11 protein-coding genes are annotated in these 13,799 nt (G+C 53.3%); 7 read left to right on the top strand and 4 right to left on the bottom strand.

What is annotated here, in order from left to right; all coding sequences use genetic code 11:
* The first annotated feature begins 78 nt into the window (after positions 1–78).
* The 3 genes from ACJJIL_RS17375 to ACJJIL_RS17365 all read left to right on the top strand — a co-directional run bounded on the left by ACJJIL_RS17375 (position 79) and on the right by ACJJIL_RS17365 (position 3,525).
* Positions 79–1,095: an aspartate carbamoyltransferase gene (locus ACJJIL_RS17375; RefSeq protein WP_413664546.1), complete on the top strand. Its 1,017-nt coding sequence runs from the start codon at positions 79–81 to the stop codon at positions 1,093–1,095.
* Between the two features lie 195 nt (positions 1,096–1,290).
* On the top strand, positions 1,291–2,697 hold the full coding sequence (locus ACJJIL_RS17370; RefSeq protein WP_444919171.1) for an NfeD family protein: 1,407 nt from the start codon (positions 1,291–1,293) through the stop codon (positions 2,695–2,697).
* 63 nt (positions 2,698–2,760) lie between these two features.
* Positions 2,761–3,525, top strand: a complete 765-nt coding sequence (locus tag ACJJIL_RS17365) for a slipin family protein (RefSeq protein ID WP_413664548.1) — start codon at positions 2,761–2,763, stop codon at positions 3,523–3,525.
* A gap of 62 nt (positions 3,526–3,587) precedes the next feature.
* On the opposite strand, the gene pgi is transcribed toward ACJJIL_RS17365, so the two are convergent.
* From pgi to nhaC, 4 genes are all read right to left on the bottom strand, one after another.
* Positions 3,588–5,213, bottom strand: a complete 1,626-nt coding sequence (gene pgi, locus ACJJIL_RS17360) for a glucose-6-phosphate isomerase (RefSeq protein WP_445360326.1) — start codon at positions 5,211–5,213, stop codon at positions 3,588–3,590.
* A gap of 320 nt (positions 5,214–5,533) precedes the next feature.
* Complete coding sequence (locus tag ACJJIL_RS17355; RefSeq protein ID WP_157533369.1) at positions 5,534–5,728, bottom strand: hypothetical protein; 195 nt, start codon at positions 5,726–5,728, stop codon at positions 5,534–5,536.
* 464 nt (positions 5,729–6,192) lie between these two features.
* The gene (locus ACJJIL_RS17350; RefSeq protein WP_445359478.1) at positions 6,193–7,239 is read right to left on the bottom strand and encodes a DUF3549 family protein; all 1,047 of its coding nucleotides are present in this window, start codon (positions 7,237–7,239) and stop codon (positions 6,193–6,195) included.
* Positions 7,240–7,258: 19 nt separating this feature from the next.
* Positions 7,259–8,725 carry a Na+/H+ antiporter NhaC gene (gene nhaC, locus ACJJIL_RS17345; RefSeq protein WP_445359659.1) on the bottom strand — a complete coding sequence of 489 codons (1,467 nt, stop codon included), beginning with the start codon at positions 8,723–8,725 and terminating at the stop codon, positions 7,259–7,261.
* A 313-nt stretch (positions 8,726–9,038) separates the two neighbouring features.
* Between nhaC and ACJJIL_RS17340 the strand changes: the two genes are divergently transcribed.
* From ACJJIL_RS17340 to ACJJIL_RS17325, 4 genes are all read left to right on the top strand, one after another.
* Positions 9,039–10,208, top strand: a complete 1,170-nt coding sequence (locus ACJJIL_RS17340) for a 1-acyl-sn-glycerol-3-phosphate acyltransferase (protein WP_445360325.1) — start codon at positions 9,039–9,041, stop codon at positions 10,206–10,208.
* 96 nt (positions 10,209–10,304) lie between these two features.
* Complete coding sequence (gene dinG / locus ACJJIL_RS17335; protein WP_282934089.1) at positions 10,305–12,440, top strand: ATP-dependent DNA helicase DinG; 2,136 nt, start codon at positions 10,305–10,307, stop codon at positions 12,438–12,440.
* Between the two features lie 91 nt (positions 12,441–12,531).
* Positions 12,532–12,855, top strand: coding sequence for a YqcC family protein (locus ACJJIL_RS17330; RefSeq protein ID WP_282934088.1), 324 nt, complete (start codon positions 12,532–12,534; stop codon positions 12,853–12,855).
* 232 nt (positions 12,856–13,087) lie between these two features.
* Complete coding sequence (locus ACJJIL_RS17325; RefSeq protein WP_413664553.1) at positions 13,088–13,771, top strand: ATP-dependent zinc protease family protein; 684 nt, start codon at positions 13,088–13,090, stop codon at positions 13,769–13,771.
* The last annotated feature ends 28 nt before the right edge of the window (positions 13,772–13,799 follow it).

Genomic DNA, 13,799 nt, shown 5'->3' with positions numbered 1-13,799 from the left:
TGGGCTCTTTCCTGGTGCCCGAGTAGAATGCCGCTCGCGAATACCCGGCGCCCACAAGGCGCAACCACTGGAGTAACCATGGACTTTATCGGAGCCAATATTCTGTCGGTCAGCCAATTTGAGCGCGCCGACATAGAGCGCGTATTTGATGTAGCTGACGCCATGACCCCCTATGCACAGCGTGAAAAGGTAACGCGTGTATTGGAAGGGGCGATTCTCGGCAATATGTTTATGGAGCCGAGCACCCGTACTCGCCTGAGTTTTGGAGCCGCCTTTAATCTGTTGGGCGGTACTGTACGTGAAACGGTAGGAATTACTGCCAGCGCTATGGCAAAGGGCGAATCCCTTTACGACACTGCTCGAGTGCTATCGGGCTATAGCGACGTGATTTGTATGCGCCACCCAAAAGAAGGGTCGGTGGCTGAGTTTGCTGAAGCGAGTCGTGTGCCGGTGGTCAACGGCGGCGACGGCGCCAATGAACACCCCACCCAGGCACTGTTGGACCTCTACACCATTCGCAAGGAACTGGCTGCGCACGGTCGCACCCTGGATGATTTTCGTATCGCCATGATCGGCGACCTCAAGCACGGCCGCACGGTGCACTCCCTGTGCAAACTGCTGTGTTTGTTTGGCAAGGTGCAGATTACCCTGGTTTCTCCACCGGAACTGGCGATGCCGGAAATGATTGTGGAGATGCTGCGCGGGGCGGGGCACGAGGTGACGGTTACGGATCAGCTGGAATCCTCTATCTCCCATGTGGATATTGTTTACTCCACCCGTATCCAGGAAGAGCGTTTCGCCTCTCAGGAAGAGGCCAACCGCTACCGTGGGCGCTTCCGCCTGAATAAGGCTATTTTTACCCGCCACGCAGAGCCTAACACGGTAATTATGCACCCCCTGCCACGGGATTCACGGGCAGAGGCGAACGAACTGGATACCGACCTGAATGAACATCCGAGCCTGGCGATTTTCCGCCAGACCGACAATGGCTTGCTGGTGCGTATGGCTCTGTTTGCTATGTTACTGGGTGTTGAGAATCAGGTAGATAAATATTCCCGCGATGTGAACTGGTATAGCCGACGCAATCGGGTATAAAACTACTCAACTGGGCGTAAATCCCGGTGGAAATAAACAAGGCCCCGGCTAATTCTGTTAATCTGATGGAATTAGCCGGGGTTTTTTGTTTCCGGTTTAGGGTGTCGTGAATGCTAAAGTGATTTTGCTTGTTCGCTGTGGCACTCAATATCCAAATATTGGCGTTGAGCCAGATGTCGCATCAGGGATGGATGCATGTCGAAGCAGAATTCGCCCGTTTTGTTCTTTCGCAGCCTGGTTTTCCTGGCGCTGCTGCTCAGCCTTTTTGTGTGCAAAAGTGCCGCCCAGGAAGAGCCCTTTCCCCATGTAGCCATACTCAAAATTGATGGCGCCATAGGTCCCGCGACGACTGATTATTTCAAGCGGGCTACGCAGGAGGCTGTGGACCAGGGCGCAGAGTTGGTGATTCTGCACCTGGATACCCCTGGGGGGTTGGATGCGGCTTCGCGGGATATCATCCAGCATATCCTTGCGTCTCCTATCCCTATTGCCACCTACGTTTACCCCTCCGGCGCGCGCGCTGCCAGTGCGGGAACTTATATTCTCTATGCCAGCCAGATCGCCGCTATGGCTCCTGCTACCACCTTGGGAGCGGCTACGCCAGTGCAGATTGGCGGACCTCAAGGCACACCTATGCCGGGGGGAAAGCAGGAGGAAGAGAAAAAAGAAAAGGCGGAAGACAGTGAGGATGGAGAAAAAGAAAAACCGCTTGCGGGAACGGCCATGGAGCGCAAAGTCGTTAATGACTCAGTCGCGTTTATCCGAGGATTGGCACAGCGCCATGGGCGCAATGCAGACTGGGCGGAAAAAGCTGTACGCGAAGCAGCGACCCTGACGGCCCCAGAAGCGTTAAAAATGAATGTTATCGATATTGTTGCGGATAATGATGATGATTTATTGCGCCAGGTTGCCGGTCGAAAAGTATTGCTTGATACCGGTGATTATACGATTCCGGAGAATATTGCCGAGCTACAAAGTGAAAGTTACGAGCCGGATTGGCGCAATGAATTACTGGCCCTGATTACCAATCCTCAAGTGGCCTATATTTTGTTATTGGTGGGTATTTACGGGCTTATTTTTGAGGGCTATAGCCCCGGTGCTTTTGTTCCCGGGATTGTTGGTGTTATCTGCCTGTTACTGGCATTTTATGCCTTGCAAGTTTTACCGATTAATTACGCTGGTCTTGCATTAATTATTGTTGGCGCATTGCTGATTGTGGCAGAGGTTTTCATGCCGAGTTTCGGCGCCTTGGGGATCGGCGGAATTATTGCATTGGTGATTGGCTCTGTAATGCTTATTGATAGTGATGTGCCGGGAATGCAGGTTTCCAAACAGCTGATTGGGGCTATTGCCGGTGTAAGTGGTGTCTTTTTATTGATGTTGTTGACCGCTGTTGGACGCAGTTTACGCCAGCCGAAAGTCCCGGCAGACCAGGCTTTTGTTGGACGCTCTGCAGTGGTAAGTGAAGTTAAGGGTGCAGAGATCTTGGTGCATCTCGATGGAGAGATTTGGCAGGCGACCTGTAACCAGCCTCTGAAGGTGGGTCAGAAAGTTAGAGTAGTGGCCCAACACGGTATGGTTTTACGGGTAGAGGTGGAATAGGCAGGGCAATCAATTGAGCTAATGAAAGCGCTCAACAGTTAAGGTGGGATTAAGGAGAGTCCAATGATGCTCAGTTATTTTTTTGGGATACTGGTAGTCGCACTCATATTGCTGCTGATGTATGCCATTCGTATTTTGCGGGAGTATGAGCGCGCGGTGGTATTTTTCCTGGGACGTTTCCAAACAGTGAAAGGGCCAGGGCTGATTATAATCATCCCCATTGTTCAAACTATGGAGCGCGTGGATCTGCGCACTGTGGTTATGGACGTACCCACCCAGGATGTTATCAGCAGGGATAATGTCTCAGTTAAAGTCAATGCAGTGGTTTATTACCGGGTAATTAATCCACAGTCTGCAATTATTAATGTGGAATTTTATCACGAGGCTGTAAGCCAGTTAGCGCAAACTACATTGCGTTCGGTGCTGGGTAAGCACGAGCTGGATGAGATGTTATGTGAGCGAGACAAGCTTAATGTGGATATCCAAAAAATACTCGATGAGCAAACAGATGCCTGGGGTGTAAAAGTTACTAATGTAGAGATTAAACATATCGATCTTGATGAAAGTATGGTTCGGGCTATTGCACAGCAGGCAGAGGCGGAGCGCGCGCGGCGGGCTAAAGTTATACACGCAGAGGGGGAGGCGCAGGCGGCTTTAAAGCTGACTGAAGCAGCGAATCAATTATCGAAAAATGCCAACGCGATTACTTTGCGCTATATGCAAACCATGATTGATATTGCTGGCGCAAATAACAGCTCTACAATTGTATTTCCGTTGCCACTGGATCTAATTGAGCCAATGCTGAAGCGGGGCTCTGCATCCAGTTAACGATGTCCTTAAACAAAGATCAAAAAAGGCCGCACTAATTAGTGCGGCCTTTTTTGTAGAGTTTAGAGCAGCTTTTTCATCAGGCTGCGGGTTGAACTATCCCAGTCATCCTGAGGAATTTCACCCTTGGCAGCCTTATGGATTTTTGAACTCAACTGCTTACCCAATTCGACGCCCCACTGATCAAAGGGGTTGATCCCCAGCAGGCAGCCGCCAACGTAGACCTTGTGCTCGTACAGTGCCAGGAGCGAGCCCAGGTGGAAAGGATCTAACTTTTCAAGGATCAGGGTGTTGCTGGAGCGATTGCCAGGAATCACTTTATGTGGGGCCAGGGCGTGAGCCTCACGATGAGTGTGACCAGCTTCTTCCAGCTCCTGGCGGGCCTCATGCAGGCTTTTGCCTCGCAGTAGCGCCTGGCTCTGGCTTATACAGCAGGCTTGCAGCCAGCGGTGCTGTTCAAGAAGTTCAGATGTCGGCTCCTTGACCGCGATAAAGTCTGCTGGAATAAGGTCGGTTCCCTGATGCAATAATTGGTGGAAAGAGTGTTGGCCGTTTGTACCTTCACTGCCCCAGATAACGCTGCCGCTGGGGTAGCCCAGCGCCTGCCCGTCCTTGTCGACACTTTTACCCAGGCTCTCCATATCCAGCTGCTGTAACCAGGCGGGGAATTGGGCCAGGCGCTGCGCGTAGGGCAGCACGACGTGGCTAGTCGTATGCCAGCACTGGCGGTACCAGAACTGGGTCAACGCCATCAGTACGGGTAGATTGGATTCCAGTGGAGTAGTGGCGAAGTGCTGGTCCATTGCATTGGCGCCTTGCAGAAGCTGTTCAAAAACTTCATAGCCGCAAGCAAGAACAATGGGCAGGCCGATAGCAGACCAGAGTGAGTAGCGACCACCCACCCAATCCCACATTGGGAAAATATTCTCAGGAGCAATTCCGAAATCCTGAGCAGCAGTAATATTACTGCTCACCGCAACAAAGTGTTTGGCCAACTGCGACTCATCGCAACCGGCAGATAACATCCAACGGCGTGCGGACAGCGCATTTTCACGGGTTTCCAAGGTGGAAAAGGACTTGGAAGCAATTACAAAAAGGGTTTCTTCCGCATCGATACCAGCCAAGGTGTCGCTAAGGTCTGCGCCATCGATATTTGCTACAAAGTGCACATCGATAGAGTCTTTGTGCCAAGGACTGAGGGCCTCTACCGCCATGCGCGGACCCAGGTCGGAACCGCCGATACCGATATTCACGATATGGCGGATCGGTTTATCTGAGAAGCTGCGCCAGCTATGGTTGTGCACCGATTCGGCAAACTGTTTCATTTGCTCGCGGCAATCTTTTACCGCCCGCTCTTGTTCAGTTTTCGGTTGCCCCTGAAATCGCAGTGCGGTGTGCAGGGCAGGGCGGTGTTCGGTATTGTTGACAATGGCCCCGTTCACTAGCGCAGTAATTTGGTTGTTCAGACCCTGCTCTTCTGCATATTCCAACAGCAACTTAAGGGTGTCTTCACGCAAGTGGTTCTTACTGTAATCCAGATAGATTCCGGCTGCGTCTGAGCTGAACTTATCTGTCCTTTGGGGATCCGTTGCAAACAGCTCTCTCAAGGACCACTTATGTTGGTCAAAATGGGACTTCAACCGTGAGATTGCCGCTACACGGCTTAAAGCCAGGGTTTCACTAGTCATGGTATTCGGTTTGTTCTCTTCTGAGCCTTTTTATTGCCACTTGGCTAAAACGTACACAAATCAAATTTTATTTATTATTTCTGGGCGGCAATGCTAACGGCATTTTCTTTGCCGGGCCAGCGCCGCGGGCATCACAGTCTATTACAGGGAATGTTTCGAGATAAGGAACTGTGTGGGGAAAGACAAATGCCGCTCGTTAGAGCGGCATTTTGTGGTGATCCATACTAAATAAGGCTTTGTAAATCGGGTGTCTGTCAGCGGTGATTTGGTCAAAACTTCATTTAGTATGAATCACCACGCTGTCGGGCAAGAAAAAGATTTTACTTGACCACCTTCATGCAGCGCACTCTGTCGGAAGCCATCCAGCAGTCGGCATCTGCAGGACAAGCCATGGATAGAGGAATTTGTTCAGCGCCGGGTGGGCAGTAAGCTGGAGGTGCCGGAGGGCTACAGCAACCTGCAAGAACCAGTGCACTGATAATTCCAATTAAGTACTTGGCTGGAGTGAAATTCATCCCCTAACTCCTTTCCGTTGATGTTAGCCATTAGCATAGCCAATAAAACGTCACCTGTTGGTCAGCTTTGTAAAATCTGTTCTACAAAGGTACCGCCTATTTGAGTGTAATAGGCGTTGGGTTTAAATGTCTGTCAATGATCAAGTTATGAAAAGAGGTGCGCCAATTTATTTTAAAAAACTACTTAAATAAGGGGTTTTTTAAAAAATGTGGTTTGTGCTGACCATTTTTTATGGTGAATTTCGGTTGTTTAATCTACGCGCTGAAACTGATCGCGCCAGTTTTGAGGCAGACTCTAAGAATTATTATTGTGGCTGACAATGCCGCTTGATGGATTGGGGAGTTTTTTTGCGATGCAAAGAAAATGGTTTCACGAGTAAGAGTTTTTTCTGTTAAAAATTCTCACTCGTGAAAGTAGCTTTAATGGGTGAGGGAGCACCAGCTGAGGCGTTATCTTTAGGCCTTCAGTGTGTCGGTTTGGGTCCGTGCAAAAAATTGCCAAAGGCTACTGCGAGACTTTCTTTTCTTGCCGGGTCACGGAGAGCACTCAATAGGGCGATCCGCACTTTCGGAATGAACATTAAATCGGAAAGCAGTAAGTTAAAAGTCTGCTGGTCAGCGGCATCGGCCAGCTTGCCAACCCACTGTGCGGCCAATTCTTGTCCTTCCAAATCTTGGACGCAGCGACTGCCTATTGCGGCCAGGACTTCTTTATTCCGGTTGCTGGCATCTTCAGCCAAAAGTGACTGTATAAATGCCTGTCTCAATCCTGTGGCTGGTGAGTGAGAGATACCCCTGATAGCAGCAGCGGCCACCGAGATATCCGGCGTGTTTGCGGTCAGTTCTTGCTCTGCTCGCTCAATAATGGCTGCTGCAAGACGGTGGTCGACCGGCTGGTTTTCCAGGCAATGGCAAATGTTAATAAAAACCGGAGCCGCGACTTTTCCAATCTGGCGCATTAGCAAAGTGCTTTCTTTTTCCCAGCGCACGGCCAAGTCGGCAATCCCTTGCAGCGCAAGGTTGTCCCAGCGGTGATTTTCCGGGTCGCCAAAATAGCGCAGGACAGGCTCGTAATGTTCGCTGGGCTGGCGGCCCAGCAGAAGCGCTGTTTGGGAGTGAAATGCTGCCTGCCGCTCAGTTGATGGGGTAAACAGCAAGCCACTTTGCTGCAGCAGCTGGTCCAGCTGCGCAGCAGATTCAGAAGCGGGTCCCTGCTTGAGTTCCTGTGCCAGAGCGCGAAGTAATCCATCTCGGGCTTGAAGTTGCAGCTTGCCCTGCTCGTCCAGCGGAAAGCGCAGGAACCAGACGATGGGTTCACCGCCTTCGGCTGGTTGCAGCAGCAGGCCCGTCCAAGCCTGGCGCAAGTATGGGTGTGGCCAGGGAGCCAGACCTGCTTCGAAGGATGCCGCAGTGGATTTCGAAACCGACTGCAAGCGCCGGCCCAGATCGAACCAGCGCAATTTGAAGCCAGCCTGCTCGATCAGGGCGCTTAGGGTACCGCTTTCACTCATAGGGGTTTTGTCTATTTCCTTAAGATGCCGTAGCCGCTACAGAAATGGGCTTCTGTTTAAAGTGCAACCAGCCATAGGCGATCGCCAGCAGAGGGCAGATAATATTGAATAGGGCAAAGGGTAAATACTCCCAGGTAGCAATACCCAGCGTTGCCGCCATAAAGGCACCACAAGTATTCCAGGGAATCAGCACAGAGGTGATGGTGCCGGAATCCTCGAGGGTGCGAGACAAGTTAAGCCCGTGTAGGCCCTTTTCCTTGAAGGCTTCGCGGAACATACGGCCCGGAATAATAATCGCCATGTACTGATCGCCTGCGGCCAGGTTCATTCCAAAGCAGGTGAATACGGTGGCAGTTACCAGGCCGCCCACTGTTTTAACCAGCGACAAAACCCCCTGGACGATGACCTGTAGGAATCCGGCCCGCTCCATAGCGCCGCCGAAGGCCATGGCGGAAGTGATCAGCCATACGGTGTTGAGCATGCTGCTCATACCGCCTTTGGATAGCAATGCAGCCACGTTCTCGTTGGTGGAAGTGGACTTATAGCCGTCGAACAGACTGTACCAGGCCCCCTTCAGGGGAGCCAGTGCGCCTTCACCGCCACCGAGGCGACGGGCGGCTTCCGGTTCGAAAATCAGTGCGATGGCACAGCCAACCAGGGAGCCAATGATCAATGTTGGGAAAGCGGGGACTTTGCGCCAAGCCATTGCTAGCAATAAAACTAAAGGCAGCAGGCTAACCAGGGAGATTTTGAACTCGCTCCCAAGGGCGGTGAGCAATGATTCGATATCAGTTGCGGAGGCAGAACTGGCTTCAGAGGTAAAACCCAGGAAAGCGAAAACCGCCAGGGCGATCGCGAAGGCCGGGATCGCTGTGGACATCATATGGCGAATATGCTGGAACAGATCATTGGATGTTACCGCTGCGGCCACGTTGGTAGTGTCAGATAGCGGAGACATCTTATCGCCGAAGTAGGCGCCAGAGATTACGGCTCCGGCAGTGACCTCAAGGGATAGGCCCAGAGCGCCGGCAATTCCCATCAGTGCCACACCCAAGGTGCCCGCTGTGGTCCAGCTGGAGCCAATACTCAGTCCTACTACGGCACAAATAATACAGCTGGCGGCGTAGAACCACTGTGGCGATAGAATCTGCACGCCGTAATAAATCATTGAAGGCACTGTGCCGGCCAGGATCCAGCTACCGATAAGTGCACCTACAGACAGCAGGATCAGAATAGCGCCAAATACCAGGCCAATGCCATGGAGCATCCCACCTTCCATGTCGTTCCAGCTGTGTCCGTTCTTCATCCCCATCAGGGCCACAACGCAGGCACAGAGCAGTAGCGCTATTTGATTGGGACCGTAGGAGGAGTCTGCACCGTAGAAATATACGGATAGTGACAACAGGGCGACGAGAATCCCGAGAGGGATCAGGGCGTCCGTTAAGCTGGGAGCGCGCGGCTCTGAGCTGGGGTTGGATTGAGACAAGGTGAACTCCTGCTTGACTGCGTGGCTAGCGCCGTATTCGTTATCGTTGTTTTGCCGTCGGCGGCGGTTAATAGCCTTATTCTCATAGCTTGGGGCGGTGAAGTCCACTTTGTATCATCGCACCATCGCTGTATTTTGGCGTTGACCTGGTCATCGAAACCGGATTTATCACTGCGGTCAACTATCTGGTCGGGTCCAGTGCTGGCAGTTCGTCGACGCTTCCGGTATGTTCTGCGCCCAGTAGTCCCGGCTGATCCAGCCGCAAAATAAATAAGTGCGGGCCGTCTGAGGCAGGCCCGACAGGTAGTATTTCATGAGAGCAAGTGAGTTAGACCCCTCTCAATTCGAGGATATGCGCCCCTATCGCGATGATGAAGTGCGCGAGGTTATCAAAAGGCTAATTGCCGACCCGGAAATGTCCCACGCAGCGGCGCATTTCCTTGTCCCCAAACTGGCTCAGCTGGAGGGCGCCGTCGCCTGGCTGGTACGTCAGTTTCTGCGCTTTGAACTCCGCAATGTTCGCAATGTGCGGGATCTTCAAGAGATTGTCGGCAAATATATGGAGAAGGTGATCAAGCGCACCACCTCCGGCCTGAGCATTTCTGGTCTGGACACCCTGCCCAGGGATCGCGCCTGCCTGTTTGTCAGCAATCACCGCGACATCGCTATGGACCCGGCGCTGATGATTCAGGCGATGTTCCGCGAAGGGCATGAAACCTCCCGCATTGCGATTGGAGACAACCTGCTCAGCAAGCAGTTTGCCAGCGACCTGATGAAGTTGAACAAGTGCTTCACCGTGGTGCGCAGCTCGGGCAGTCGTCGGGAAAAGCTGCAGGCAGCAACCCAGTTGTCCAATTACATCTATCACTCCATCGTCAACGATAACGAGCATGTGTGGATCGCACAGCGTTCCGGGCGCGCCAAAGATGGCCTGGATCGCACCAATCCAGCACTCTGCGCCATGTTCGCCATGACTAAGGACCGGGAAACGCCCTTTGCCGATTTTTGGCGCAAGTTGCATATTGTTCCGGTGTCTATTTCCTACGAATGGGACCCTTGTGATGCACAGAAGGCCAAGGAAATTTACGTTACGGAGCACAAGGACGAGTACAAGAAGGGTAAAAACGAGGACTTGGCCTCGATTGGTAAGGGCATTGTCGGTCACAAAGGCCGTGTACATGCCGCCTTCGGCACGCCGATTGAAGGTGATTTTAACGATGTAAACAGCCTGGCTGAAGAAATAGATCGCCAAGTTATCGGCAACTACACATTGCATCCGTCCAATATGATTGCCTACGAGATGGTTTACGGTGAGGCTCCGCAATTACCGGTGGGATATCCGGCTAAAGCCTGGGACCCTGCTGCACATAAAGAAGAGCGGGAGAAGTTTGAAGCGCGCATGGCTCGGGTCGATGAGCGCTGGCGCGACAAGGCTATTCAGGCCTACGCCAATCCCGTGGTATCTCGCCTCGCCTATGAGTAAGGCCCGCTGGCTGAGTTCAGGAGCTGGTGGGGAGAGGGCGCTTAGTGGATAATAGCGCCCCCTGCGCCAGCCACTTAGCGAATAGACCTCACCCCCGTGCTCAACGAAAAACACAAAAGCGCCATTCAGGGCGCCTATAGCCAATTCCTGTCCGGTCGAGGGCTGAAAGCCCGCTATGGGCAGAAGCTGATGGTAGCCGCCATTGCCCGCTCACTGGGTTCCATCACCCAGAATGCCAGTGGTGAGCGCGATAGCGACAAGACTGATGGCGAGCATATCTGTGTAGTTGAAGCGGGTACGGGTACCGGTAAAACCGTTGCTTACCTTCTCGCCTCTATTCCCCTGGCCCAGGCCCAGGACAAGACCCTGGTGATATCCACCGCCACGGTGGCCCTGCAGGAACAGATTATCCACAAAGACCTGCCAGAAGTTGCTCGTCACAGCGGGCTCAAATTTGAGTTTGCCCTGGCGAAGGGCCGTGGCCGCTATCTCTGCCTATCCAAGTTGGATCAACTCTTGTCCAGCTTTTCTGCCTCCGGCACCGGCCTTTCCCTTGGTCTCTATGAAGATGAACTCCCGCAGGTGGAAGCGGAGAGTGTCGCTCTCTACCAGAAGATGACGGATAGCCTGACATCGGGTACCTGGGATGGCGATCGGGATAACTGGCCGGATACGATCGAGACGGATGATTGGAGTCGGGTTACCACTGACCACCGCCAGTGCAGTGGCCGCCGCTGCCCTCATGTCACCAATTGCAGCTTCTTCCGAGCGCGAGAGAGCCTGGGCAAGACACAGGTGATCGTTGCTAACCACGACCTGTTGCTGGCGGACCTGGCCCTGGGTGGTGGCGCGATTCTTCCGCCCCCGGAAGAGACTATCTATGTACTTGATGAAGCCCACCATCTACCGGAAAAGGCTCTCAATCATTTCTCTCACCACAGTCGCGTAGGGGCTTCCACCGGTTGGTTGGATCAAACCAATAAGGCCCTGGGGCAGATGCTGGGTGAGATTGGTGACGGCGCCCAGATCGACCGCTGCGGCGAGCAGCTGCCGGCGGTTCTCACCTCTGCCAAGCAGGGGTTGGAGCAGATGTGGCCGCTGATTGAAGAGCTGTGTGAATTTGAAGATGAGCGGGGCAATACCATCCGCCATCGTTTTGAAGGTGGGGTAATCCCCGATTCCATGTCGCAGCTGGCGGAAAAGCTGCGGGAAGACTTTGATGAGTTGGAAAGCCTGCTCAGCAAGATGTTGCAGACCGCCCAACGCATGATGGAGGACGGCCACTCGCCGGTACCCCTGGCAGATCTGGAGCGCTGGTACCCCCAGTTGGGCAGTTGGCATGGGCGCGCTGAGGCCAATCTTCTGTTGTGGGCGAATTACGCCCGTGCCGATGCTGATGGCGCATTGCCCCAGGCGCGCTGGGTCACCCTGGTGGACTGGGGCGGCTCCACAGATTTTGAGGTTTGCAGCTCACCGATACTCGCAGGCAAAACCCTGGAGTACAGCTTGTGGCGCCGCTGTTACGGAGCGGTACTGACTTCGGCCACACTCACAGCTTTGGGGAAATTTGATCGTTTGCAAATGCGTGCCGGCACTCCGGACAATGCCAGCTATCAGGTGGTGCCGAGTCCTTTTGACTTTTCCCGTGCAACACTGCAAGTGCCCCCGGAAGCTGTGGATGCGGGCAATGCAGAGCAACACACAGACGCCATTATCGATGCATTGCCAGACCTGCTGAAAGGGGAGGGTGGCGCTCTGGTGCTGTTTTCCTCCCGGCGCCAGATGGAGACGGTTTACGAGGCGCTCCCTGGTACCTGGCGCAACCGAATTCTGATGCAGGGGCAGCAATCCCGCCAGCAGTTGCTGGATAGCCACCGTGAGATTATCGATGGCGGTGGCAGCAGTATCCTGTTCGGGCTTGCAAGTTTTGCCGAGGGATTGGACTTGCCTGGTGACTACTGCCGCCACGTGGTTATTGCAAAACTGCCTTTCGCGGTGCCCGATGATCCGATTGAGGCGGCGCTGGCGGAGTGGATTGAAGCTAAGGGCGGCAATCCGTTTATGCAAATCACAGTGCCGGATGCAGCCCTAAAATTGGTGCAGGCCTGCGGGCGCTTACTGCGGGCAGAAGGGGACAGCGGCACAGTCACTTTGCTGGATCGCCGGGTGGTTACCCGTCGCTATGGTCAGGCAATACTCAATTCACTGCCGCCCTTTAATCGAAAAATTTAGAAAATCTTTAGTCGTATTTGCGCTGTTACTCAGATTGGGCAGGTGGCTATTGCGTATTATCACGGCTGTAAATGTGAAGGTTCTATGAGTTATGCAACCTATTTATTCTGAAATCGCTGATCAGCTCCTGTTCCTTGAATCTGAACTGCGCAGCCTGCAGGTTTGGCAGGATAATGCGCCACCCGCAGAAGCCCTGGCCAGCACCGAGCCATTTTGTGTGGATACATTGACCTTGCCCCAGTGGCTTCAATTTATTTTTTTGCCGCGTATGCAGGTCCTGATTGAAGGGGAGATGCCCCTACCGGGCCAGTGTGGTATTGCTCCGGTTGCCGAAGAGTTCTTCAAGGGGCGGGATGATGCTGCGGCACTGCTGGCTATTTTGGAAACTATCGACCAGCGCCTGCAGCAGGGCTAACCAGCTTCTGATTCCCTGAGCCCAGTACTCTCAATCACTCTGGGCGGCATGTCACATTGTTAGTGTTGAGTCCCGCGACTCGGCGGACATCGCTGTGCAGTGGCCGCGCTCATGAGCTAATATCGACCTTTTGCCTGAGGCGGGGAGCAATTTCTCCGTCAGATAAGCGAACACCGCGCGTTTGTAGCGGTCCGAATGGCATTGCTAATGGGGCTTGAGGTAATTGGTCGGTATGCAGAGATTTTCCCTTCTGTGGTTAATGTTGACGCTTTCGGTGCTCGCCGGTTGTGAGTCACTGATGTATCCGGGGCGGGACAGGGCCGCTCAACCAGCGGAAGTTGCACCACCGGTAGAATCACCAGATTCTGCAATGCAGTGCCCAGAGCCTGCGGAAGTGATTTGTGCGGAACCGGAAGTGAAGGTTGTTGAGCGGGTAATCGAACGAACTGTAGAAAAAGTAGTCGAAGTGCCCGTTGCCAAAGATAAGTTGGTTTTGGGATCGGTAGAAGAAGTGGCCATAGAGCCTCCTGGCCTGATCCTGGAATCCGTTGTCGATACAGGTTCACCCACTTCCACACTGCGGGTCAGGAAGCTGACTCCGTTCGAGCGGGATGGCAGGGACTGGATCAGGTTCCAGATTGTTCAGTCGAGCAAAATGGACCCGGTCTCGGTAGAGCTGCCGATAAAACGCCATGTTCGAGTGGAGCGCCTGGGCTTTGATAATCAGCGCAGGCCGGTAGTGGAGCTTAACCTGACTGTTGGGCGTATAACCCACCAAGTCGAAGTTAACCTGACCGATGAGGGCGGCTCTGATTTATTGATGCTGCTGGGACGCAACTTCCTCAAAGATGCCGCTGTTGTCGATGTGAGCCGGCGCAATGTCCAGGGCCAACCCCAAATAGACGGGGTTAAATAGGCCAGTTATCCAATTGGGTTCCTAATTG

The sequence above is a fragment of the Microbulbifer maximicatervae (SeqCode) genome, from assembly GCF_052468095.1.
The sequence above is the reverse complement of the archived record's forward strand: the minus strand, read 5'-3'. Positions and strand labels throughout refer to the sequence as shown.